This is a genomic window from Christiangramia crocea (genome assembly GCF_022410465.1).
GTDB classification, from domain to species: domain Bacteria; phylum Bacteroidota; class Bacteroidia; order Flavobacteriales; family Flavobacteriaceae; genus Christiangramia; species Christiangramia crocea.
On sequence record NZ_JAJSON010000012.1, the window covers coordinates 100,705 to 125,216 of the forward strand.

Sequence of the window (24,512 nt, forward strand, 5' to 3'; positions counted from 1 at the left end):
ATTTATCGGGCTATAAAAAGCTACCTTTAACTAACCCAATTCGTTAAAGATGAGAACTACATTAATCCTTTTTTGCATGATGCTGTTTTTAATGTCTTGTAAAGACAATAAGGAAAACGCAGAAAAAGAAATAGAGGAAAATCAAACCGAATCCATAGAATCAAAGGAAAAAACAGGAGGTACCTCCCAGGATCAGCCTATAAACCAAAACCCTGATGTTCCTGATTCTGATACCGCAAATTCTGACTCTGAAGTGAACCCCGATACAGGTAATAGTATTGCAGGGACCTATATTAGAAGTGATCATCCCGAAGACTGGAATTGCAGTTGCTTCTGCCTGGAAGTAAAAATGAGCGGCACTTCAGAATTATGCCTTTCTGAAGACAAATTATATGTAAATGGCCGGTTTGAGCAGAGTGGAAATAATATCAATGTTTATTATTCAGGGAAGTCGTCCAAAACAACAGATTCTGAAATTCCATGGGATAAGTTTGAAAAAAACACTCCAATAGCGGTTCTAAGCCCATCAGGAAACGGCTTTGATCTGGATTGGAAAGGATTTACAATCGACGGAAAGATAGCTGTAGATTACGCGCTTTACGGAAAGAAGACTTTAGAAGGAACTTACAAGAGAAAATAATATGAGATTTCTAGCATTAAACTTAATAAGTCTGGTGCTTCTTGCCTGTGGCAACCAGACAAAGGAAAATACTGCTACAAGACCTGAAATTGCCAATGCAGAGCCTGTTGAAGTTGCAGCTGAAAACGGAATGGAAAGGGCTTATTTTGCCAGTGGATGTTTTTGGTGTGTAGAAGCCATTTACGAAAGTATTGAAGGCGTAGAAGAGGCCATCTCGGGTTATTCGGGAGGGCACACTAAGAATCCAACCTATGAATCAAGCAACACAGGGACAACCGGACATGCAGAATCTGTAGAAGTGATATATGATCCCGATGTGGTTAGCTTTAAAACACTAGTAGAAGTCTATTTTGGATCCCAGGATCCAACCCAGGTGAATGGCCAGGGTCCCGACAGAGGTTCCCAATACCGATCCATCATTTTTTATCAGAATGAAGAACAGAAAAAGATCATAGAAGAGGTTAAGGCTGAAGTGGCCAAAGACTATAACGAACCTATTGCCGCAGAAATTTTACCATTTCAAAAATTCTGGAAAGCCGAGAACTACCACCAGGATTATGAGAAGAACAATCCTAATAATCCATATATTCAAAAAGTTTCAATTCCGAGATTAAACAGGTTCAAAGCAAAATTTCCTGATATTCTGAAGGAGGATGCTCATTAAAATACTTTGGGGAATTTTTTTGAAATATATCCTGTTCCGATAGCTATCGGGATTATCTCAGGATCTGTCTGGAAAAATTCATGAGAAATATTAAAAGAAGCTGAACAAGTTCAGCCCTGACGAGAAGACTAACAGTTTTAAGAAAGTTTCTTTATTTTCTAATAAGACTTATAATCTTTTCTTCAACCTCCCTGGAATCCCATTTCTCTTCAATATTGGGAATCTTCATTACTTCATCCATAATTTCCCTTTGATAATCCCCAATTTTTAAGGCTTCAGAGTAGGCCTTATCAGAAAAAGTAACCCTGGAATATAAAGGGGTCCAGAGATCCGGATGTTCCTGGGCGAATTTCTTTTCTATTTTTTTACTCAACAGGAATTTTGGATCTGCCGTCTTACTACTCATCTCCATGAAGTTCCGGTAGCTCAGTTCGGCTATAGCATCGGCATTAGGTTTTCTTTCGGTCTGGTATTCTTCAAATATCTTCTGCCAGTCGTTTCCATATTTATCCATTTTTTCATTCAGCACTGAAATATCCTCGAATCCTGCATTCATACCCTGTCCATAAAAAGGTACAATCGCGTGGGCCGAATCTCCCACCAGGGTGATCTTATCATAATAAGACCAGGGGAAACATTTTATAGTTACCATGGCGCTCGTAGGATTCCTGAAAAAGTCTTTCTTCAAATTGGATATCTCATCCTTGATATCAGAAAAATAAGTCTCAAAAAATACATCGGCATCCTGTTCAGACTTTATACTTTCAAATGAAACCTCTCCTTCAAAAGGTAAAAACAACGTACAGGTGAAAGTCCCATCCAGGTTTGGCATGGCGATAAGCATAAAATTCCCTCTGGGCCATATATGAAAAGACGAACTGTCCAGTTTATGAGTCCCGTCTTCATTGGGAAGGATGGTAAGCTCTTTATAACCTACATCAATAAAGTGCTGGGAATAATTAAACCTGCTTTGTCGCTGCATTTTATGTCGCACCCGGGAAAAAGCACCATCGGCTCCAAAGATGAGATCAAACTGATATTCTTCCCAGTTGCTCTTCTCAGACTCCCCTGTATAAAGGCGGGCATTGGGCATATCTACTTCCCAAACTTTTTCTTCAAACTTGAACTGAGTTCCTTCCTTTTCCGCCAGATCGATCATCTTCCGGTTCAGCACGCCTCTGGATATCGAATAGATGGCTTCTCCTTCTTCTCCGTATTTTTGATAATACACAGGTTCTCCCTCAACATGCATAGCACGTTTGTCCAGAGGCAAGGCTAACTTTCTTATCTCCTTTTCTATTCCAACCACTCCCAGAGCCTTCCAGCCTCTATTGGACATCGCAAGATTAATGGATCTCCCTGAGAACTCAACTTTCCTTACATCGGGTCTGCGATCGAATACCGTAACTGAATGACCCTGCTTCCTAAGGTAAATAGCCAGCAACGATCCAACTAGTCCCGATCCTACTATGGCTACATTCTTTTTTGTTTGCATGAAATGGTTTGAAAATAAATTTTGGCAGAGGTCTAAGCGGCGCCAAAGGATTTCAAAATTTTAATTACGAAATTACTTAATAAAAATGAAACAGACTTATTTGAAAGCTGTGAATAAACCCATTGATTTCTGGCATTTATCATTTAATTAACAGCCCTAAAGGCTCATATCTGGTAATTTTATAGAACAAACAGAAAAAATCCCGCGACATGGCCCAGGCTAACCAACCCCTTCTTGAACCCTATAAAATTGGAGACCTTCCGTTAAAGAACAGAGTGGTCATGGCACCAATGACAAGGAACAGGGCAGATAATAAATACAATGCGCCCACCGACCTTCACGTAAAATATTATACCCAGCGTGCTGGCGCCGGACTTATTATTACTGAAGGCTCCCAGGTATCAGATCGGGCCGTTGGTTACTTACATACTCCAGGCATTCATACTGAAGACCAGGTTGCCGGCTGGAAGAAAGTCACAGATGCCGTTCATGAGGAAGGAGGCAAAATATTCGTTCAATTATGGCACTGCGGAAGGTTGTCGCATCCTAAGTTCCACAACGGGGAGAGACCTCTTGCTCCAAGTGCCGTAAATCCCGAAACTAAGGTATTTACTCCTGATGGGTTTGAACAGACCACAGAACCTAAGGAAATGAGCATTCAGGAGATCCAGGAAACCATTCAGGAATTTCGCCATGCTTCCGAAATGGCCAAAAAGGCCGGATTCGATGGAGTGGAGATCCATTCCTCCAATGGTTATCTTTTTCATCAGTTCTTCAATAAGAATTCAAATTTAAGAACCGATGATTATGGAGGAAGTATTCCTAACCGGGCAAGATTTTTCTTTGATGTTCTGGAGGTAATCGGTGAGATATGGCCCGAGAACAGGATTGCATGCCGCTTCAACCCTTCTCTGAATGGAGCTTTTGGAATTACGGCAACTGAAGAAAGTATCGCGGTCTTTGATTATATCATGGAGAAGCTTAATGCATATGATCTGGCCTATGTTCACCTATCGGAACCAATGAATGATGTAAGCAATATTGATTATCTGGTCTCTGAGGTTTGTAAACATTACCGACCAATCTACAAAGGCACTATAATGGCCAATAAGGGATTTACTCAGGAAAAGGGAAATAAAATTCTTGAAGATGGATATGCAGACCTTGTCTCCTTTGCCAGGCTGTTTATTTCCAACCCTGATCTACCGGAAAGGTTTAAAAATAACTGGCCAACTGCCGATTGGGATACAGAAACATTTTACACCCAGGGATCCAAAGGATATACCGATTACCCGGCTTATGAAGAGAAAAAGTCCTAATTTTTTAATAAACCTGTTATAAAAGCTGTTAAGGATTTTTCGCCAGTCTAAGGGAAAAATTAAATTAGTATCAACTAAATAATATAATTATGGATCAGGAAAAGTTAGACCACATGAGATCTGTACTGAACAAACTTGAGGATATCAAGAACACTCAGGAAAGTCTTATAGATAAAATAAACCATGTGATCACAGATTTATTTCAGCATCCGGATAAAGATCTGGAGAAAATTATGGAAGACGCACATCAAAAAGCTTCAGATAATATTGATGCTATTAGAGAAGCGATGGAAGATTACGAAATGTCAATTAATAAATTAGAGAATCAGGATTAATTTAAAAGTCCGTTAACAGGCTTTTAAACAAGCAATTTCTAAATTGAGGTCAGTCTAACAAAACTGACCTTTTTTTATGAAGCATATTAGCGCAGAGGATATCAGGAAAATGGAGAAGATCTACCGGTTGAATCTGATCAACAGCTGTTCCGGTTATAAATCTGCAAACCTTATAGCCACCAAATCTAAATCTGGAAATCCGAATGTGGCCGTATTCAGTTCGGTAACCCACATTGGAAGCGACCCGGCAATGCTGGGGTTTGTGACCAGACCATTAAGTGTGGCTCGCAATACCTATCAGAATATAAAAGAGACCTCTTATTTCACCGTTAACCATATTCATGAAAAAATGATCGAACAGGCCCATCAAACGGCTGCAAAATATGAGGAGGATATTTCTGAATTCCACAAAACAGGACTGGAAGAAGAATACCTGAACGGCTTTTTTGCTCCTTATGTAAAACAATCTGAAATAAAGATGGGCTGTAAATACCTGAATGAATATAAGATCAAAGAAAATGACACTCTTCTAATCATTGCCTCTATAGAACACATTTATTTTGATGAAGGAATACAGATGCCCGACGGATGGCTACGCCTTGATGATGCAGGAACCGTAGCTATAAATGGGCTGGATGGATATTCCCTCCCTGCACTGCTTGACAGGTTCCATTACGCACGTCCCGGACAGGAAGTAAAATCATTCTTTAGTAAGGAAGCCAGTCAGTAAAATATGAGTCCAGCTCAGTTTTGGTTTAGAAATGATCTTCGAAGCCGGGATAATGGAAGACTGAAAATCACCTGTAATCTTCATGAGGTCTGTATATTTTGTTAATCCAGGGCATTATCAAAAGTCGGCTCATGATTTTAAGAAAACTATGAGCCTTATAATGAATATCAGGATCTATGGCTGAAGATTTAAAAACACTTCGTTTGATCCTGGGAGACCAGTTGAACCATCAGCATAGCTGGTTTCAGGCAGAACCAGAGAACACTACCTATGTGATGATGGAAATGAGGCAGGAAACAGATTATGTGGTTCATCATATCCAAAAAGTTATTGGCTTCTTCAGTTCTATGCGGAATTTCGCCGAATTTCTTAAGGAAAAAGGACATGATGTTATTTACTTCAAAATAAATGATAAGAACAACGAACAGGACCTGGAAAAGAATTTAAAAAGACTGATCTCAGAAGGAAATTTTGAAAAATTCGAATACCAGCTTCCCGATGAATATAGGCTGGATGAGCAGTTAAAGAAAATTTGCAAAGGGCTGAATATTGAGACCGAAGCTTTTGATACCGAACATTTTTTTACCAGGCGGGATGACCTGGAAAAGTTTTTTAAAGGAAAGAAACAGCTTACTATGGAGTACTTCTACCGGGATATGCGTAAAAAACACAACATCCTGATGCTGGACTCTGGGAATCCTGAAGGCGGAAAATGGAATTTTGACAAATCTAACCGAAAGAAATGGAAGGCTGAGCCTGAAATCCCTCATGAAAGAGGTTTCAGAAAGGATGTTTCGGGTATCCTTGAAGAGATAAATAAAGCAGGAATCAAAACCATGGGGAAGGTGAATGAGAAAAGTTTTAACTGGCCCACTTCCCGGGAAGATTCTCTATCGGTTTTGAATTATTTCTGCAAAAACCTGCTGATACATTTCGGCGATTTCCAGGATGCAATGCATACTAACGAGGCCTATTTATTTCATTCCCGCCTTTCTTTCAGCCTTAACACGAAGATGATAAGCCCGAAAGAAGTTACCGATAGCGCGGTTGACTATTATTATAAACATAAGGATGAGATCGATATTTCCCAGATAGAAGGTTTTATTAGGCAAATACTGGGCTGGAGAGAATATATGCGAGGGATCTACTGGAAAGAAATGCCAGGTTACGCGAGAAGTAATAAGCTGCGAAACCAAAATGATCTTCCTCCTTTCTACTGGGATGCTGAGACTAAAATGAATTGTCTTCATCATTCCATAAAGAACAGCCTTGAAAATGCCTATGCTCACCATATTCAGCGTTTGATGATCACCGGAAATTATGCGCTTTTAACCCAAACGCATCCTGATGAAGTAGACAAATGGTACCTGGGAATCTATATTGATGCTATTGAGTGGGTAGAAATAACCAATACCCGTGGAATGAGCCAGTTTGCAGATGGAGGCCTGGTGGCAACCAAACCCTACGTTTCAAGCGGTAGTTATATCAATAAAATGAGTAATTATTGCACAAACTGCCATTATAAGGTGAATAAAAAAATCGAAGAAGATGCCTGCCCTTTTAACAGTCTTTACTGGAATTTCCTGGATGTAAACCGGGAAGAATTCAGTAAAAATCAAAGGATGAATATGATGATGAGCCTGCTTGATAAAAAGGATTCTGAAGAAATGGAAAAGATCAGAAAAAGAGCTGCCAGCATTATTGAGCATCCCTCTGATTTTTAATAACTAACGTTAAATCAAGGTTAAATGCCGTGTTACAGGGGAGTCGATTATCTAAATTAGTATGAGAATTAACCAACATTTTAACTGACTTATATTTAATATTAACCAACAACAGCCTTTTTTTTAGGTTGTTCAAAAATCAACCTGACATGAGAGATTTAATTTGGCTTATTATCGTTTTGCTGGTAATTGGTTGGCTTGTAGGGTATTTTGCTTTCCCAGATCTTGGAAGCATTATTCACATCCTCATAGTACTTGCCGTTATAATGATCCTTTACAAATTATTGACCGGACGAAGACTTTAAGAATTGAAATTTTTTAAGAATACCCTTTGAGCGATCAAAGGGTTTTTTATTTCTTAAATTAGTAGTGATAATCAGGTCTATGTGGACATTAAATAAAAAGAAAGCGTTAGTCACGGGCGGCACAAAGGGAATTGGTCGTACTACAGTACTTGAATTTCTGGAACTGGGAGCCGAAGTACTGTTCACCTCCAGAAGTGAAGAAGATGTACAGCAATTCGAAAAAGAACTTCGTAATAAAGGTTTAAAAGCTCATGGTCTGGTTGCAGACTCCTCTAATAAAGAAGATCGTTTAAAGATAAAATCATGGGTAGCTGAAAACTGGAAACAGCTTGATATTCTTGTTCATAATGCCGGCATCAATATTCGCCGAAAAGCGATTGATTATTCAGATGAAGAATTCAGAAAGGTTCTTGAGATCAACCTGATCTCTCCATTTGAACTCAGCCGATTATTGCATCCTTTTCTTAAGGAATCAGCCAGGGCATCCATTATTAATGTATCCTCTTCTGCCGCTAATCAGGATGTGGGGACGGGAGTTCCATATGCCATGTCAAAATCCGGATTACTTCAGCAAACAAGAAGCCTGGCTGCAGAGTGGGCTGAAGATGGAATAAGAGTAAATGCTGTTTCCCCATGGTTCACCAGAACTCCGCTAACAGAAGGCTACCTTAATCAGGAAGAGAAACTGAAGGCCATTTTAGACCGTACTCCCCTGAAAAGAGTAGCAGAGGCAACCGAGATATCGGCGGTCATATCCTTCCTGGCCATGGAAAAATCATCCTTCATCACGGGACAGAATATTATTGCCGATGGAGGTATGAGTATTAAAGCAATATAAACCAACAACTAAAAATTGACCATATGAAAAAAACAATCACACTAATTCTACTGTCTCTTACAGTAATTGCCTGTAACCAGGAAAAGAAGAAAAAAGAAGAAGTAGCCGGAGATCCCAATCTCGAAGTCCATGAAAAAATTGCCATGGCCAACGGATTTGAAAAATTCGACAGCATAAACAAGATCAATTTTACCTTTAATGTAAAAGTAAATGATACCCTTCGTTCTCAAAGGCGCTGGTCATGGAACATCAAAACCGATAAAATAAGCCTTACCGAAAAGGACAGTACGATGAGCTATACAAAAAAGGATAGCCTTGCTGAAGACAAAAAATATATAGATCGCAGATTTGTAAATGACTCTTACTGGCTGCTTTTCCCCTACCAGTTAAAATGGTCTGATGCTGAGTTCAGTGAAGTAAAGACTGCCAAAGCTCCTATAAGTGAAAAAGAGATGAAAATGCTAACCGTAAGCTATCCTTCTGAAGGCGGCTATACACCTGGCGACAGCTATGACATTTATTTTGATGAAGATTATATGATAAGAGAATGGGTCTATAAATCTTCAGACGGGCAAAGGGAATCTCCTTCAACCTGGGAAGATTATAAAGATTTTGACGGGATAAAGATCGCCACCATGCATAAATCCAAGGATGGCAACTTTGAGCTGTTCTTCTCGGATATTTCAGTGGAATAGAAGAGGATAGCTTAAAGGTTTTTACAAAAAAAGGCAGACAGAATTGAAGGCATTATCGGCTTCACTGTGGGTATTGCCATGAAGATATTTCATGGGATTAAACTCGGCTGCACTATGAACGTGCATATGGGTTAGTCCCTGCAATACCATTCTTTCAGGTCTATCAAACTATCTTCGGCCGCAGGCAGAGCCAGGACGCCATCTTCCTCATCCTTTATCCTTTTCTCTGAAACCACGATGACCTTATCACTAGCCCTTAGCTTCGAAAAGATAAATGGCCAGTGCGGCTAAAAACAGTTTTCTCCTTGCCTAGTTATTTAAGAAATCTATAATGGTTTTTGAGATATGTTCGATCTGATCATCTTCCAGTTCAGTATGCATAGGAAGGGAAATAACCTCTTTCACCAGCTGATTGGTTACCGAAAAATCTGCTTCATTATATCTTTCATCTGTATATGCCTTCTGAAGGTGTAACGGGATAGGATAATAGATCCCGAATGGAATTCCCTTTTCCTGAAGGTGTTTTGCAAGTGCATCCCTTTTCCCATTTTTGATCTTCAGGGTATACTGATGATAAACATGGGTGCTGGAATCCCCAGTGCGAACAGGTGTTTCAATGCTTTCCTCACCTTCAAAGGCTTTGTTATACTTTGCTGCGGCTTCTTTTCGGGCTTCATTATATTTATCCAGATTTGGAAGTTTCGCTCTTAAAACGGCAGCCTGAAAGCTGTCCAGCCTGGAATTCACCCCAACCACATCATGATGATACCGCTCGTACATGCCGTGATTCACCACTCCTCTTATGATATGTGCCAGTTGATCATTATTGGTAAAGATAGCTCCCCCATCGCCATAACATCCAAGATTCTTGGAAGGAAAGAACGAGGTTGCCGCTACATCCCCTATAGTCCCCACCTTCATGGTTTTGCCTTCTTTTGAATGATAGTTGGCACCAATGGCCTGTGCATTATCTTCTATCACATAAAGATCATGTTCCCTTGCAATTTCCATTATCGCATCCATATCGGCTGGCTGCCCGAAAAGGTGAACAGGTACAATAGCTTTGGTCTTAGGAGTAATCGCCCTTTTGATCTCTTCAGGGTCTATGTTGAAGGTTACCGGGTCTACATCTACCAACACGGGAGTAAGCTGAAGCAGTGCGATAACCTCTGCCGTCGCCGCAAAAGTGAAATCGGCAGTGATCACCTCATCACCGGGTTTCAGACCGAGGCCCATCATGGCGATCTGAAGAGCGTCTGTTCCATTAGCGCAGGGGATCACATGTTTCACTCCCAGGTACTCTTCCAGTTCCTTTTGGAAAGCATGAACCTGTGGCCCGTTTATAAAGGATGTATCTTCAAGCACCTCATGCAAGGAATCATTCACTTGTTTTTTTATACCTTCATACTGACCCTTAAGGTCAACCATTTGAATCTTTTTCATTTGCAATATTTTTCAGGTCTACGAAAATACAAAATATAGACCCTACTAACAATCCATTTGAAAGGCCTATTTTAGCAAACAGAAGTTTTTTAGTGTGCAGCGAGTCTACAACTTATTGGTCAATTTAACCGGCGTCGTACTTAAATCGGCAGCCTATTTCAGCAAAAAGCTTAAGGAATTTACTGAAGGACGCAGGGATCTTTTTCCAAAACTGGAAAAGGCCATCGACCCTTCTAAAGACCATATCTGGGTACATGCAGCTTCGCTCGGGGAGTTTGAGATGGCTGTCCCGGTATTAAAAATGCTAAAAAATAAATATCCGGAGCATAAAATCATCGTGAGTTTCTTTTCCCCTTCCGGTTATAAGAATAAGAAAAAGCATCCCCTTGTAGATCACTTTACCTACCTCCCCCTTGACAGTAAAAAGAATGCACGAAAATTTCTGGATATTATTCAGCCTGAAATGGCTTTTTTCATTAAGTATGATTTCTGGCCGAATTTTCTGAATGAATTAAAGGCAGGAAAGGTAAGGACCTTTCTGGTTTCCGGTGTTTTCCGAAAAGATCAGGCTTTTTTCAAGATATACGGAAAATGGATGAGATCTGCCCTCGAAGCCTTTGAACATTTCTTCGTCCAGAATAAGGAATCTGAAGAATTACTCAATTCCATAGGTTTTGAAAATGTAACCGTGGCCGGAGATACTCGTTTTGACCGGGTGGCTGCGCAAATTGAAGCAGATAATAAGATAGACTTCATAGAAGACTTTAAGGATGATCAGTTACTCGTGGTTTGCGGAAGTACCTGGCCGGAAGATGAAGACTTGATGCTGGATTTCATCAATAATTCCAGTAGTATAAAGTTCATTATCGCGCCTCATGAAATAAAACCTGAAAAAGTTGAAAAGCTCAGGCGGCATATCAGTATTCCGGTGATAAAGTACTCAGAAAAAGAAGACAGGAATTTAAAAAATTACCGGGTGCTTATTCTGGACACTATCGGACTACTGGGAAGAGCCTATAGTTATGCAAATATCGCTTATGTGGGTGGTGCAGCAGGAAATACCGGGCTCCACAATGTCCTGGAACCAGCCACCTTCGGTATTCCCATCCTTATCGGAAGGAACTTTGAAAAATTCCCCGAAGCCCAAAGACTGAGACAGCTCGCCGGCCTGTTCTCGGTAAAAGACAAAGATGAATTTACAGCCATAATGACAAGTTTGTATACCGATACAGACTTCAGAAGAAAGACCGGGATGATATCCGGGCATTTCATCAATAGCAATACCGGGGCTACCCGTATTTTAGAGGAGTACCTGTAAATTACAGGTTTTAGAAACGTTAACATTTAGTGCTAAAAAAGCTTAAAATAAGAACGTCCAATGCCTTTTAATTGTAATTTCGGTCTTTAATAACCAAAAACTACTAACATGAAACGTTTATCAATCTTAGCAGCTATGCTGCTTATGTTCGCCTCTGTACTAACTTCTTGCAGGGAAACCAAAGAAAAGGAAACCATCGTAAAAGAGGTGGAAGTTGAAAAGAAAGTTGACACTCCTGAAGAAGAAAGAGAAGGAATACTTGAAAGAACCGCCAAAGAGGTGGATAAGGAAGTAAATGAGGAGATCAACGAAGAGATCGAAAAAATAGGAGACGATAACTAAAAACCAATCTATAAACTACTAATTAAAATTTTTAATTATGAAGAAGTTATTTTTAATGCTGGCTTTAATCCTGTCTGTAAGTGTTATTTATTCCTGCAGGGAAACTGCTGAGGATAGAGCAGACGATATGGAAGAAATGCATGAAGAAGGCGAAGACCATATGGATGACATGGACGACATGGATGATATGAATGATGATAATAATCTAGGCGAAGATATTGAGCAGGCAGCTAATGATGCCGGAGACGCGGTAGAAAATGCCGCGAGAGAAACCGGAGAAGCTGTGGAAGGAGCAGCAGAAGAAGTTGAAGGTGAGATCGAAGAAGAAACCACTGACGATTATTAAAACAGATAAATTATGAAAAAGTTGATCCTGTTACTGGCGCTTACATTTACTACTTCTGTAGTAATGACCTCATGCCGCGAAGAATCCAAAACCGAACAGGTTGCAGACGATGTTGAAGATGCAGCCGAGGATGTGGCTGATGACATGTAATCGTAATACTACCAGTGTAGTACAGTAACAAGCTTATTAACCGGAACAAGAACCCTTTTTTTTAAAAAAAGGGTTCTTTATTTTTTAAAGGATTTCAGTTCTTTTTTTAGTTCTTCCATTGATTGCTGAAGTTCCTGGAACAGGCCGCTGTTGGAAGGATTGTCCAGATTAAAGGTAAGCTTGGAGTTTACCTGCCATATTTCCTGTATATCGTGAACATTGACCTCAAGTGGCAGATACTCTTCATTGAGAGATATAAGCAGAACCTTTGAAGGATCTGGCAACTTCTGGAGTTTCTTGACCAGTACCGAATCATACATCACCACAACATATACCCTGTTATTGCTGGCTTCTTCAATACTCGGCACTGCCTTACCCATCACCCATTCTCCCGGCCTGTAGTCTGGAAGCATACTGTCCCCTTCTATCTGAAACCCACGGTAGGTAGCATTACGAAATTCTGGCAATGGAATATCAAAAGCCGGAAGCTGATTGTACCACTCCACATCCTGGACATTATGTGGATAACCGGCTGCCGCCTTCTGGTTTACCAGCACGATATTCTCATTGTCGGCATTATCTACGGTCACCACCTTGGGACTCACATCTCCTTTGGAGATCTTTAAATATTTCTGTCCGCTTTGTCCAAACAACCATAAGGGGTTTATGGCGAACTGACGAAGGAGTTCCGCCACTACCTTTCCGGATAGTTTGGTTCTTCCTCTTTCAATATCGGCAGTTGAATTTTTGATCCCGAGCAGGGAGGCAAATTCGCTCTGAGTGTAATTATTCTCCTCTCTTACTTCTTTAAAGTGCTTAATTTCAATAGATCCGGGTGTGCCCATGTTTTTTTAATTAGGAATAATTCCAAAATTTAATCAAAAATATTGGATTTAATCCTATTTAGCTATAAAATCTTAGAAAAATTTAGGAATTGCTATATCTGTCCTTAAAGCCTAATAACCGCAATGCGTTCAAAACAACTACTACGGTAGAACCTTCATGGAACACGACGGCGATACCAATATTGGCCCAGCCAAAAATGGTAGCCGGCAGGAGCAGCGCCACAACCCCCAGGCTAATCCAGAGATTCTGCCGGACGATCTGCTGGGACTTACGGCTTAATGCAATGGCAAAAGGAAGGATCTCAAGCTTATCGGCCATCAGAGCTATATCGGCCGTTTCCAGCGCCACATCGCTACCCGCGGCTCCCATGGCAATTCCCACGGTACTACTGGCCATAGCCGGGGCATCGTTCACCCCATCTCCTACCATGGCGATCTTGGATTCTTCTTTCTCAAGCTGTTTTATACGCTCCACTTTTTCCTCCGGCAAAAGACTACCGAAGGCCTGGGTTATCCCGATTTCAGAGGCCACCGCATCGGCCACCTTCTGGTTATCACCGGTAAGCATGATCATCTTCTTAATACCAATCTTTTTAAGTTTTGCCAGGGTAGGTTTTGCAGCCTCCCGGGGCGTATCCATAAGTCCCAGAATTCCGCTAAACTCTTTATTATGCTGAACAAGCATAACCGTTTTCCCTTCTTTCTCGAGATTTTCAACTTTTTGTTTCACTTCTGAAGGCACCCCACCAGATTCATTATAAAGTTCAAGGTTTCCAATTCTAAGCATGGAACCATCTACCTCGCCCTTAATTCCTTTTCCCTGGATAGCTTCAGAATGCCTCACTTCCGGAATCCCGTTCTGAACCTCCATTCTTTCTTTCCCGTCACGAACCACAGCCCTGGCAAGGGGATGGTTACTGGAACTTTCAAGAGCTATCACATTTCTGAGAAAGGCATCATTAGAAAGTCCGTTTAACAGAACAAGGTCGGTTAGCTTTGGCTTACCTTCGGTTAGGGTACCTGTCTTATCAAAGGCAAGGGCCCGTAAGGTCCCCAGATCTTCCAGGGGTTTGCCACCTTTTACAAGGACTCCTCCCCTGGCCGCCCGGGCAATTCCGCTTAAAACGGCTGAAGGAGTTGAAATGGCCAGCGCACAGGGACTTGCGGCTACCAGTGCAGCCATGGAACGATAAAAACTTTGAGACCAGCTCTCATCGATCACCAGGAATGCAAAATTGAGCAGTATTACCAGCGTAAGCACGGCGGGTACATAAAATTTTTCAAAATTATCGGCGAGCAGTTGCGTAGGCGATTTCTTCTCCTGGGCTTCCTGTACCATGGTGATAAGCCGGTTAAGCGTAGAATCCTGGGATTCCTTGATCACTTTTATTTCTATGCTGCTATCTCCATTAATGGTACCGGCATAGACTCTGCTCTTTTGAGGAATTTCCTGGTCTGAGGCATATTCCTTATCAGGATCACTTACCGGCTCTTTATCTACCGGGATGCTTTCACCGGTAATGGGAGCCTGGTTGATACTGGGACTTCCACTCAGAATGACACCATCGGCAGCTACCGTTGTATTAGGCTGGATCCTGATGATATCACCTACTTTCAGTTCTTTAATGCTCACCTCAACATAATCATCTCCCTGCTTCCTAAGGGCTTTTTTGGGTGACAGTTTAGTAAGGGATTCTATAGATTTCCTCGCCTTGTCCATAGCAAGATGCTCCAGGGCATGGCCCAGGCTAAAAAGGAATAAAAGCAGGGCACCTTCTGCCCACTTATCCAGGAAAGCCGCACCTACTGCCGCTACCAGCATTAAAAAATCAATTTGAAAACGGGCATGGGAGAGTTCCTCAATGGCCAGCCTTACAGTATAATAGCCTCCGAAAAAATAAGATATAAGATAGGGAATGAGTACATAGATAAAATTCAATTCCCCAAACACATCCAGTAAAAACCCGGTAAGTAGAAATACCCCGCTAAGTATTGCGAAGATCAGTTCGGTTCTTTCTCCAAATACCCCATCGGTCTGAGGTTTGCAGCATCCGTGATTATGATTAGCAGACATTGTGCTTATTTGTTTTGTTTTCCAGTATAGCTTTTAGATCGGGCGCAATTTCCATAGGCCTGAGCGGAGGCACATTTGCACCACCAGTATTTCCAACAGGGATAAGACCTATAAAAGATTTCAAGCCTCCAGCCAGAAGCCTGGGGATCTGCCCTGTCACTTCTTTAAGATTCCTTTTCTTCAATCCAAACCTGAGCATTAACCAGTGTGAATAAGTATGCTCAACGGGATAGGCCTGCCCAAGTACATGGCTCCTTTCCAGGGAATACCAGGCAGTGTGGTAATCTTTATTTCTTAAATGCTCCCGGTAACGAAGAATTTCTTCCTTATAATGAACCCTGATATGTTGAGGCATGAAAAAAGGCATCTTTATACTGTTTAATTCCGGACTAAGATACGCTGAAAAACATGCAACTTAAGTGCATTATTTCCTATTGCATTTATCACAGGTACCTTTAAGCACAAGATTCATATCCTGGGTTACAAAACCTTTTGGAAGGCTTATATGAGGGATCTTATGATCTGTAAGACAGACGGTCTCATTACAGCTTGTGCAGTGGAAGTGAAGGTGAAGATCCTGGGAATTGCCTTTCTGATTTTCGGGTTCGTCCAAAGCATATTTGGCTACCCCGGTACCATCATCTATCTGGTGCACCAGCCCGTTCTTTTCAAAAGTCTTAATAGTGCGGTAAAGAGTGGTACGTTCAGATTTATCAAAACCCGATTCTATATCGTTCAAAGTAACCGCTACATTCTTTTCATGCAGGAATTTGTACATAAGCAGCCTTATCGCCGTAGGACGGATATGATGTTGCCTCAGAAGTCTTTCTATTTTATCCATAACCTCAGAAAAGTTAAACAAAGTTAGGTTGAAAAGGGCAAATAAAAAACCACTCCTAAAAAAGGTAGCGGTTCAGTTCAAATCCTGTAATTGGACGGAAGTTACTCCACGCAGCAGGTACATACCTTAACCCGGGTGAGCTGTAGTTTTTGTTTAGCAGAGGTAATGGCTAGATTAGAATTGGGAAACATACCTATATAAATCCTTTGCAGAACATCAGGAAGAGCCTTACAATCCTCTGAATGAACCATAATTACACCTTGTGTATTAGTATTCTTACCGGAATAATAAAATTTCATGCGGCAATTTAGGCCGATCCCTGATTACCCGGTGATAGATTTCAAAAAATTTTTAATGTTTTTAACCAGGACGTGTTATATCCTGTCCCGGGGAAAGACCGGAAAAATATATCATTTGGAAAACCACATATTATGAACTGAATTTAAGCACCAGATATACCGAAAGAAGAATGCTGCACAATAGCCAAATGAATTGAAATATTTTAGAATAACTCTTCACCATAACCCAGGGGATTATAAATAATCTTATACTACACTTCAAAAACCAAATATATAGGTATACTGAACCACAATAAATAGGGATTTTCCTGTATAAACAATTGTTAAAAAAAATCCCGGGTTTAAACCCGGGATTCAGAGATGGTAGTTGTACCGGAAGAATCGATCTGTTAGCCTCCCGTCCTGTTCAATTCTTCCAGATTCTCTGGACGGGAATTCTTCATGTTTCAAATTTTGATCTTCCTGACTTAAGATGAAAGCTTCGCCTTTTTCAATTAAATTCTGCAGAAAGCTACCTTTATAACTTCATCGAAAATTTGGAGTGGCTAATCAAACTAACGAATAACATAAAACTGAATTTTTGACACAACTTCATCGTATTAAAACCCCCGGCTACGGCCAGGGGTCACCATCATGAAAGGAGAACTAATTACTGCCCTCCAGCTCTGTTCAGTTCTTCCAGATCGTCATTACGACGAACCTGGGTATTCTCCTTATTAGAGCTTAGGTTATATCTGAGGTTAAGGCTAATTCCACGGTTCCCCATATACTGATTTATATAGGTCGTATTCCCGTTAAATTCAGAATCACCGGTCACATCCATGGTTTTAAATATATCATCTGCACTTAAGGTAACATCCAGCCTCTCGTTCATAAAGCTCTTTTTGATCCCAAGATCCAATCCAAACCTGTCTTCTATACGGTAAAGGCCATAAGCTACCGGTCCCTGGTACAAAGCATTCATTTCCAGGCTCAGATCCATTGGCAGATTCACTCTGTGAGTAGATTGTGCCATAAAGAATAACTGGTTATTTTCTGCCTCCACTCCGTCAATATTTATATCATACCGGTTATCTGCAAAAACAATGGTGTTGGTGGCATTCCATTCCGGGAGGATCTGGACAGGAGCCACAAGGGTAGCGCTTAGACTGGTGTAGTTATCCATATTCCTGATTCCAAAGGCCGTTTCACTGGTTACTGGATCCTGGAGAGGGATCTCACCTATATAATCTTCAGTCACATCATACCCCAGGATTAGGTTGTATTTTCCAAAAAAGGTCTGGGTAAGTTTAAAAGAATTAGTGAATTGAGGCTGAAGATCCGGGTTTCCGGTAATATAAGTATAAGGATCTATGTAAAAAATAAACGGATTAAGCCTGTCATAATCGGGTCTTAAGATCCTTCGATTATAGGCATAATTCAATTTATAGTTCTTACTTACAGTCTGTTCAAGACTCAGGCTGGGAAATAACTCCAGATAATCTCTTTCAGTGGTCTGATCCATAGTTGCTGAAATCCCCTTCGCTTCAGTCTGCTCCAGTCTGAGACCGGCATTAAGTCTGAATTTATCACTCAGTTTACTGCTGAAACTCGCATAGGCCGCATAGATATTCTCTTCATACCTGAATTGATTACTTCTTGAAGGATCGAAGGCGCGCCCCCCATTTTCCTGAATAAAGAAATCAAGATCACTTTCTGAAATCACATCACTGGCTTTCAAACCAAGTTCTAATTGAGAATTTTCAGATAAGGCAGTGCTGAAATCGAGTCTCGCTGAAAAGATCTCATAATCTGAAAGACTGTTACTGAATAACTGCTCGTTTTCTTCGTTATTATTTTGATTGAATGAATAAGTATTGTTAAAGCTGGATTCCGAATCCCTGCTAAGGCTTACATAATCTACGTTTGCAGAAAGAGTGGTACCCACCGTATCCAGTTTTGCGTCATAATGCAGGTTTATCCTGTTATTATTAAAATCTTCCTGAATATTGTTAAGCGCTACTATATTGGTGGTTTCATTTATTTGCAGATTGTTAACGGTACCAAACGAATTCCAGTCATTTTCCATATCCTGATAGGTAAGGTCTGCCATTATCCCAATAGTATGATTATCATTGATACTATAATCTGTGCCTATGCGCAATGTTGGAGTCAAGAAAGTTTTATCGTCCTCAGCGTTCTGCTCCAGAAAAGCCGTCTGCTCTCCTCCGGAGGTAAAGCCCCTGGTAAGGTATTGATCCCTGATTCTTCCCCTTCTTCTTACGTCCAGATTCAGAAAGGAGTTCCAGTTTCCTTTCTTATAATTAATATTGGTTCCAAAATTATAAGCGTTGATTTGGTTATATTCATAACCTCCATACATGCTTCCATTAAGTCCGCTAAGGGTATTCTTCTTTAATTTTATATTCAGTATACCCGAAGTGCCTGCAGCATCATATTTCGCAGACGGATTAGTGATCACCTCGATGCTTTCGATGTTTTCGGCAGACATTCCTTCTAATAGTGTTTTTAATTCCTGCTGGGACAGATAGGTTAACCGCCCGTCTATCATAACGGAAACCCCACTTTTCCCATTCAGTTGAAAATTGCCGTCCTGATCTACCGCCACACCCGGAGCTCGTGATAATACTTCAAAAGCAGAACTTCCTGCTGCCAGCGCAGTACCTTCCACCCTTACATTAAGGTTACCACCTTCCATAGTTATCTTGGGCCTCCAGGTTTCGATCATCACTTCATTTAACATGGTAGATTCTTCCTTCATGGTAATAGCCCCAAAATCCCGGCTAAAAGCCGGTCCCTCAACCTCAAACCTACTACTAAATGTGGAAGAGTAACCTATTGCGCTAAATCTAAGAAAGTAGTCGCCGGGCTTTGGAGCTTTAAATTCAAATTTTCCGTCTATATCTGTGGTAGATCCCGTTACCACCGTAGAATCCTGTATTTTCATCACCGCTACGGTGGCAAAAGGAATTGTAACCTCATCCTGATCTAACAGTGTTCCGTTCAAAGTTCCTCTTTGCGAATTCTGGGCAAAAAAGGAACAACTGAATAATAAACCTAATACCGTAAATATTGTTTTTTGATACAATCTCATCTCTTTAATTTTTTGTAGTTAATACTAATTTTTGGTTTGCTAACGGGACAAATATGGCCACATATGAAGCCCACAGAAAGCTGAAAAAGATGAACCGGGATATAAGGGAGTTGAAAATGGATATGTGATAAATGAAATGGAAATGGAATTCCTGAAAAATCACAACATTGCCTTTCAGTAAGTTGCAGGACATGAAAACATCAGGAGTAGAGAAAAAGCATTTTATTTTTTACTTTTACCCGGTAAGAAAAATCTACACTATAAAAGAAAAGCTTTCAGATAAGGATTCTCCGGAAGGAAAAAAGTTGAGATCTAATTTCCAGGTAATACTGGAAAAAGTAGGGATCGCAGCAGGGCTTACGCTACTCATCTATTATACGGTCTTTTACGTCTATTTCGGAAAACTGTACTGGGTAACAAAGGAGGCCATGCTTGAAATGAGCCTGGAATTTGCATTTCTGCTCTTACTGTTTATGACTCACCGCCAAATTGCAAAAATATTCAGCAAAAGCGTCCTGGAGAAAGTTCATCCTGCCATTAAACGTACTTTGGAATTGATTACCGTGATCTTAACAGCAATGATCCTACACTATCTGATAGATTATTATCCGCTTACACTATTATATGATGAACAGGAATTCCCTCCTGTAAATGTTAGAAACGGCTACGTTATAAACGTAATAGTTGCTCTTTTCTTTTACTATTTTGTGGAAACACGAAAAAGGGAACGACAATTACAGAAAGAAAAACTTCGGTCTGCCAGGTTACAGAAAGAAAATTTCCAGGCCCAGCTGGAGAGCCTGAAGCAGCAGGTAAACCCTCATTTCCTCTTTAACAGCCTTAATGTTCTGGGATCACTGGTGTACAGTGATCAGGATAAGGCGGTAGATTTTATCAGAAAACTTTCAGACCTCTACCGCTCTTACCTGGATCATGGTGCAGAGATGCTTATAAGTCTGAAAAAAGAGCTGGAGGTTTGCCAGGCCTATACCTATTTGCTTGAAACCCGCTTTGGAGATGCTGTTCAATTTGAATTCAAAATCCCTGATGACAAACTATCCCTTTTATTACCTCCCGGTTCCCTGCAGATGCTTATAGAAAATGCCGTTAAGCATAATGGCTCCACTACTTCCAGACCCCTGAAGGTTGAAATACTAACTGAAAATGATTCCCTGGTAGTGCGGAATGGCCTCAATCCAAGAAAGGAAAAGATCATTTCAACCAAAACCGGGCTTGAGAATATCAAAAACAGGTACCGTTATCTAACCGATGAACAGGTGAAGATTGAAAAATCTGAAAATGAATTTATGGTAAAACTTCCACTCCTTAAAGTAGAAGATTATGAGAATAGTGATTATTGAAGATGAGGTTTTTGCTGCAGAAGCTCTTCAGAAAATTATTTTAAAGTTACGGCCGGAAACAAAGATTATGGCAAAACCTGCTTCTATAGAAGAAGCAGTAGAATGGTTCAGCAATAATGAGATGCCCGATCTTATATTTTGTGACATACACCTTTCAGACGGCAGTAGTTTTGAGATCTTTAAACAGGTAGAAATTAAGTGTCCGGTAATTTTCACCACGGCTTATAATGAATATGCCATTGAAGCCTTTAAGGTTAACAGCGTGGATTATTTGCTAAAACCGCTGAAACAGGAGGAAATACTCCGGGCCATAAAAAAATATGAAGAGCTTAAACAAAGTAGTCTGGGTGAGGAATTACAAAACCTTCATAATCTTATTCAGAATCAAGGTCCTGGCTCGCATTCAAAGAGTAAGTCCCGCTTTATGGTGAAAAGCGGACAAAGCATCAAGACCATCCCGAGCAAGGAAGTTGCTTATTTCCTGGCTGAAGACGGTATAGTTCTGCTAGTGAACTTCCAGGGCAACAGATATGCTGTGAATTATACGCTGGACCAACTGGAAGAACAACTGGACCGGAAAATGTTTTTCAGGGCTAACCGTCAGTTAGTGGTACATATCGAAGCGGTGAAGGAGGTACACCCTTATTTTAAGGGAAGACTTCAGTTAAGACTTCAACCTGCTTCACAAAAAGATCATATTATTAGCAGCAGTAAGGCTTCAGACTTCAAGGAATGGCTGGATCTTTAAAGAATCTCCAGTTTAAAAGTGTATAAACCAGTAGCCCAGGAAAAACACGAAAGATAATAAGAGTCCTCCAAAAACCATCATAAGTCCCCTGTTCTCTGATCTTATCTCGGAAACTCCCCTGGTAAGGAACTCCCTTTCAAGCTTATCAAGGTTCAAATAATTGGTGAGCCCCATATCCATGGCTATTCTACCTTTTGCGGTGAGCCTGATCCTGCCCTTGCGGTCAATGATTATGAGTTCATTCTCCCTGAGTTCATTAATGAACTTAACACAGGACTCCTTTCTCAAATCGGCTACAAGCATTCCGTCCTTACAATTCTGATAGATTTTATCTTCCACATTCACCTTAACAAAATTTTAACTCTCTAACAGGCCGGCAATTAACTAATTTTTACCCTGTTGTCAAAATTTGTTTCTGGGTGATTATGTTAAATTTTTCTGTTAAGGAAAACTCCTTATTTCAGATAGATAAGTCGCAAATAAATATTAAGATCTGAGGCGTTTCAGGATATACCTGGTGACGTAAATTCCGCCATCATCATCTTCCCCGCTATAACTTTCCACCCCACTGTTCACAAATACCAGTTCCCAGCCCTGCTCCGATAGTGAATTAAGTTTTGAGGTCACCACTGCGTCGTTGGCAGCTATGTTCTGAAAACGGATACCTCCCATATTGAAAAAATTGAGCAGTTTGGTCTCCTCAAAATTCTTAAGCCTGATCTCTCCACGATCAGATTTATTCCTTTCGTCATTCTCTCCGCTGCGTTCTGAAGTGAACTCTTTATAGTCCCGTGTTTCTTCTGAACTTATCATTCTTGAACGCCCGAGTCCGTTAGGGATTATAGATTCAACCACGGTAATGGTCTTATATTCAAAAGTCTGGGCAAAACAAAGGTTTCCAGCATAAAGGAAGAACCCGGCAATTAGAAGTGCTTTTTTCATTTTTATAAACTTTGGAAAAACACATCTAAATAAACTGAAAATTGAATTCGAAGATTTTCTTTGTGAAGAAATTAACTAAAGAAAAGTTCCTTTAAAAAGATCTCTTTGTAATAAAACTTTGTCTTAATTCTGATAACACCACTTCCCAGTTAACAGAAGGATCTATAAAGCTGATTTTTTTATCATCTTCTGTTCTTTGCTTTAATATTTCCAGGGTGAGCCTGTTTCTGTAAAAATCTGCTATTACCAGTTTACATATCTCACTGAATGCCTCAGCCTGTTCATTGACCTCATTATTCATCTTCACAGGATCATTTTCCCATTTAGCGGAAGCATATTCTTTAATAGACATAAATACTTCGGGATGATCTTTTTCCAGTTTTTCAGCGTCCTTTGAAAGTTTCTGAGCAGTCATACTAAAAGACATCAGCAGAAATAATCCGAAAATTAAACTTTTCATAATTCCATGTTTTTTGATTGTCTATTTAAAGTACTGTAAATAAGTATCTTATAAAATTAAATGCACCAAATAGGGGAAAAATCCCCCTTCCTTTTTTCCACGACAAAAACAAAAAAGCACTTCCGTTTTGAGTCTTTTTAAATTAAACCCACATAAAGCATAATGTTCTTATTTCCAGCTATATTCCCAGGGTTATGAAGCAGGTAACCAAATAATTCCCCTATTCAATGGAATGATTTGGCGCAAATCTTCCGAAGTTCGGAACAAAACAGGAAGGATTAATCGGCTTCTTATTATAAGGTTACTGCACAGATATGGACATAAGCATCTAATCTACATCCACTTAATAAGAATAATGACTCAGAGAAATTTTCTGCTTTTTTAAGCATCCATAACTTTTTTATTCATGCTATTATGATAAACATCATTTTTTGAAGGCGGGGTGGGTCATACTTTTGCTATTGAAATTGAACGATATTAGAGAGTTTTAATTCCTTTAAGCTTTTTGATCATGAAGAATATCCTAATCGCAACCGACTTTTCCAAAGAGGCATATTGCGCTCTTTATTATGCGACCCAGCTCTTCAGGGACGACGATGCCAGGTTCTATATTTCCAACTTTTACGGGGATGAGATCCATACTTCGGTATATAGCATCGTTAATGAAGAGGAGTTCAAAAAAGCACCGAGGCTAAAGATGAGATCTGAGGCAGGCTGTACCGAGACCTTTCATCAGATAATCCGCGATACGGAATTAGACCAGAACAGGTTCGAGATCATAAGTTCAGAGAGAAAACTCATAAAAGGCATAGAGAATACCATAAAAGAAAGAGATATAGACCTGGTGATCATGGGAACCAAAAAGCATCATGGCACGCTTCAAAGCATCTATGGTACCCATACCACCAAACTTATTGAGAAAGCTATTTCCTGCCCTATCCTGGTAATTCCGCGGGAACTCGATTATACGCCTCCGCTTAATATCGCTTTCGCAAGTGAACTAAGCCGAAGCTTTGAAGAGAACAGTTTCAGGCTGCTAAAACACCTGGCTAAAAGATTCGGTTCCAGTATCACGGTGGTCTACGATGGTGAAGAAGGAAGCCTTAGCAAAGAACAGTGGAAGAATTTCAATGAGCTGAAAGCCTATTTTGGAGATGTGCCCGTGCACCTTGAATATTCGTTCACGCATATCGAGATCTCCCGGACGCTTGCAGAATTTGTAAAGAACCATGATATGGATCTTCTTAGCATGATCTACTACAAACACGGCTTTACCGAAAACCTATTCCGTGAGCCCGTGGTGGAAAATATAGACAGGCATCTGTCCTTTCCTTTTCTTATACTTCCGGCAAAATCCTAGTCGGCCAAAAAACCGGAAGTATTCAAAATCTTCCCGGGATGTCCCGGGAAGATTTTATTAACAGCAAATCCCGTTTAAAGCCTCTAAAAATGGAACAGAACACAGATGTATATAAATAAAAAAGGCTGCCGGAAATTACCGGCA

The 24,512-nt window shown here is 40.4% G+C and carries 27 protein-coding genes; 16 read left to right on the plus strand and 11 right to left on the minus strand.

Annotated elements, in window-relative coordinates:
- Positions 1-49 precede the first annotated feature (49 nt).
- Positions 50-640, plus strand: coding sequence for a hypothetical protein (locus tag LU635_RS04320; RefSeq protein ID WP_240096558.1), 591 nt, complete (start codon positions 50-52; stop codon positions 638-640).
- Between the two features lies 1 nt (position 641).
- Positions 642-1,304 carry a peptide-methionine (S)-S-oxide reductase MsrA gene (gene msrA, locus LU635_RS04325; protein WP_240096560.1) on the plus strand — a complete coding sequence of 221 codons (663 nt, stop codon included), beginning with the start codon at positions 642-644 and terminating at the stop codon, positions 1,302-1,304.
- A 151-nt stretch (positions 1,305-1,455) separates the two neighbouring features.
- Here the strand turns inward: msrA and LU635_RS04330 are convergent, their stop codons facing one another.
- Positions 1,456-2,799, minus strand: a complete 1,344-nt coding sequence (locus LU635_RS04330; RefSeq protein ID WP_240096562.1) for an FAD-dependent oxidoreductase — start codon at positions 2,797-2,799, stop codon at positions 1,456-1,458.
- 209 nt (positions 2,800-3,008) lie between these two features.
- Here LU635_RS04330 and LU635_RS04335 point away from each other — a divergent pair, with 209 nt between their 5' ends.
- From LU635_RS04335 to LU635_RS04365, 7 genes are all read left to right on the plus strand, one after another.
- Complete coding sequence (locus tag LU635_RS04335) at positions 3,009-4,118, plus strand: alkene reductase (RefSeq protein WP_240096564.1); 1,110 nt, start codon at positions 3,009-3,011, stop codon at positions 4,116-4,118.
- An 89-nt stretch (positions 4,119-4,207) separates the two neighbouring features.
- Positions 4,208-4,453: a hypothetical protein gene (locus LU635_RS04340; RefSeq protein ID WP_240096566.1), complete on the plus strand. Its 246-nt coding sequence runs from the start codon at positions 4,208-4,210 to the stop codon at positions 4,451-4,453.
- A gap of 76 nt (positions 4,454-4,529) precedes the next feature.
- The gene (locus LU635_RS04345) at positions 4,530-5,183 is read left to right on the plus strand and encodes a flavin reductase family protein (RefSeq protein WP_240096568.1); all 654 of its coding nucleotides are present in this window, start codon (positions 4,530-4,532) and stop codon (positions 5,181-5,183) included.
- A gap of 176 nt (positions 5,184-5,359) precedes the next feature.
- On the plus strand, positions 5,360-6,907 hold the full coding sequence (locus LU635_RS04350) for a cryptochrome/photolyase family protein (protein ID WP_240096570.1): 1,548 nt from the start codon (positions 5,360-5,362) through the stop codon (positions 6,905-6,907).
- A gap of 149 nt (positions 6,908-7,056) precedes the next feature.
- Positions 7,057-7,212, plus strand: coding sequence for a lmo0937 family membrane protein (locus LU635_RS04355; RefSeq protein WP_240096587.1), 156 nt, complete (start codon positions 7,057-7,059; stop codon positions 7,210-7,212).
- Between the two features lie 79 nt (positions 7,213-7,291).
- A complete protein-coding gene (locus LU635_RS04360) occupies positions 7,292-8,050 on the plus strand; it encodes an SDR family oxidoreductase (protein WP_240096589.1) in 759 nt (252 codons plus the stop codon).
- Between the two features lie 23 nt (positions 8,051-8,073).
- Positions 8,074-8,745 (plus strand): hypothetical protein, encoded by a 672-nt coding sequence (locus LU635_RS04365; RefSeq protein ID WP_240096591.1) that lies wholly within the window; start codon positions 8,074-8,076, stop codon positions 8,743-8,745.
- A 309-nt stretch (positions 8,746-9,054) separates the two neighbouring features.
- Here LU635_RS04365 and LU635_RS04370 read toward each other — a convergent pair whose 3' ends face one another.
- The gene (locus LU635_RS04370) at positions 9,055-10,188 is read right to left on the minus strand and encodes a DegT/DnrJ/EryC1/StrS family aminotransferase (RefSeq protein WP_240096593.1); all 1,134 of its coding nucleotides are present in this window, start codon (positions 10,186-10,188) and stop codon (positions 9,055-9,057) included.
- 115 nt (positions 10,189-10,303) lie between these two features.
- On the opposite strand from LU635_RS04370, the gene LU635_RS04375 reads away from it, so the two are divergent.
- From LU635_RS04375 to LU635_RS04390, 4 genes are all read left to right on the plus strand, one after another.
- Positions 10,304-11,506, plus strand: coding sequence for a 3-deoxy-D-manno-octulosonic acid transferase (locus tag LU635_RS04375; RefSeq protein WP_240096595.1), 1,203 nt, complete (start codon positions 10,304-10,306; stop codon positions 11,504-11,506).
- A gap of 108 nt (positions 11,507-11,614) precedes the next feature.
- Entirely contained in the window at positions 11,615-11,848 is a 234-nt protein-coding gene (locus LU635_RS04380; protein WP_240096597.1) for a hypothetical protein, read from the plus strand.
- 37 nt (positions 11,849-11,885) lie between these two features.
- Positions 11,886-12,194, plus strand: coding sequence for a hypothetical protein (locus LU635_RS04385; RefSeq protein ID WP_240096599.1), 309 nt, complete (start codon positions 11,886-11,888; stop codon positions 12,192-12,194).
- Positions 12,195-12,206: 12 nt separating this feature from the next.
- Positions 12,207-12,344 carry a hypothetical protein gene (locus LU635_RS04390; protein WP_240096600.1) on the plus strand — a complete coding sequence of 46 codons (138 nt, stop codon included), beginning with the start codon at positions 12,207-12,209 and terminating at the stop codon, positions 12,342-12,344.
- Between the two features lie 77 nt (positions 12,345-12,421).
- Here the strand turns inward: LU635_RS04390 and LU635_RS04395 are convergent, their stop codons facing one another.
- The 6 genes from LU635_RS04395 to LU635_RS04420 form a co-directional block, all read right to left on the minus strand.
- The gene (locus LU635_RS04395; RefSeq protein WP_240096603.1) at positions 12,422-13,189 is read right to left on the minus strand and encodes a LexA family transcriptional regulator; all 768 of its coding nucleotides are present in this window, start codon (positions 13,187-13,189) and stop codon (positions 12,422-12,424) included.
- Positions 13,190-13,271: 82 nt separating this feature from the next.
- Positions 13,272-15,263: a heavy metal translocating P-type ATPase gene (locus LU635_RS04400; protein WP_240096605.1), complete on the minus strand. Its 1,992-nt coding sequence runs from the start codon at positions 15,261-15,263 to the stop codon at positions 13,272-13,274.
- Positions 15,253-15,618: a DUF3703 domain-containing protein gene (locus tag LU635_RS04405; RefSeq protein WP_240096607.1), complete on the minus strand. Its 366-nt coding sequence runs from the start codon at positions 15,616-15,618 to the stop codon at positions 15,253-15,255. The genes LU635_RS04400 and LU635_RS04405 overlap by 11 nt, the downstream gene beginning before the upstream one ends.
- 69 nt (positions 15,619-15,687) lie before the next feature.
- Complete coding sequence (locus LU635_RS04410) at positions 15,688-16,104, minus strand: Fur family transcriptional regulator (RefSeq protein WP_240096609.1); 417 nt, start codon at positions 16,102-16,104, stop codon at positions 15,688-15,690.
- A 101-nt stretch (positions 16,105-16,205) separates the two neighbouring features.
- On the minus strand, positions 16,206-16,403 hold the full coding sequence (locus LU635_RS04415) for a hypothetical protein (RefSeq protein WP_240096611.1): 198 nt from the start codon (positions 16,401-16,403) through the stop codon (positions 16,206-16,208).
- Positions 16,404-17,052: 649 nt separating this feature from the next.
- Positions 17,053-19,497 (minus strand): TonB-dependent receptor, encoded by a 2,445-nt coding sequence (locus LU635_RS04420; RefSeq protein ID WP_240096613.1) that lies wholly within the window; start codon positions 19,495-19,497, stop codon positions 17,053-17,055.
- Between the two features lie 191 nt (positions 19,498-19,688).
- On the opposite strand from LU635_RS04420, the gene LU635_RS04425 reads away from it, so the two are divergent.
- Together LU635_RS04425 and LU635_RS04430 are read left to right on the plus strand one after the other, a co-directional pair.
- Positions 19,689-20,858 (plus strand): sensor histidine kinase, encoded by a 1,170-nt coding sequence (locus LU635_RS04425; protein WP_240096615.1) that lies wholly within the window; start codon positions 19,689-19,691, stop codon positions 20,856-20,858.
- A complete protein-coding gene (locus LU635_RS04430) occupies positions 20,839-21,606 on the plus strand; it encodes a LytR/AlgR family response regulator transcription factor (protein WP_240096617.1) in 768 nt (255 codons plus the stop codon). Before LU635_RS04425 ends, LU635_RS04430 begins: the two co-directional genes overlap by 20 nt.
- A gap of 12 nt (positions 21,607-21,618) precedes the next feature.
- Here LU635_RS04430 and LU635_RS04435 read toward each other — a convergent pair whose 3' ends face one another.
- The 3 genes from LU635_RS04435 to LU635_RS04445 all read right to left on the minus strand — a co-directional run bounded on the left by LU635_RS04435 (position 21,619) and on the right by LU635_RS04445 (position 23,008).
- Positions 21,619-21,945 (minus strand): hypothetical protein, encoded by a 327-nt coding sequence (locus LU635_RS04435; RefSeq protein WP_240096619.1) that lies wholly within the window; start codon positions 21,943-21,945, stop codon positions 21,619-21,621.
- A 147-nt stretch (positions 21,946-22,092) separates the two neighbouring features.
- A complete protein-coding gene (locus LU635_RS04440; RefSeq protein ID WP_240096621.1) occupies positions 22,093-22,548 on the minus strand; it encodes a hypothetical protein in 456 nt (151 codons plus the stop codon).
- Between the two features lie 91 nt (positions 22,549-22,639).
- A complete protein-coding gene (locus LU635_RS04445) occupies positions 22,640-23,008 on the minus strand; it encodes a hypothetical protein (protein WP_240096623.1) in 369 nt (122 codons plus the stop codon).
- Between the two features lie 511 nt (positions 23,009-23,519).
- Here LU635_RS04445 and LU635_RS04450 point away from each other — a divergent pair.
- On the plus strand, positions 23,520-24,368 hold the full coding sequence (locus LU635_RS04450) for a universal stress protein (RefSeq protein WP_240096625.1): 849 nt from the start codon (positions 23,520-23,522) through the stop codon (positions 24,366-24,368).
- Positions 24,369-24,512: the final 144 nt, after the last annotated feature.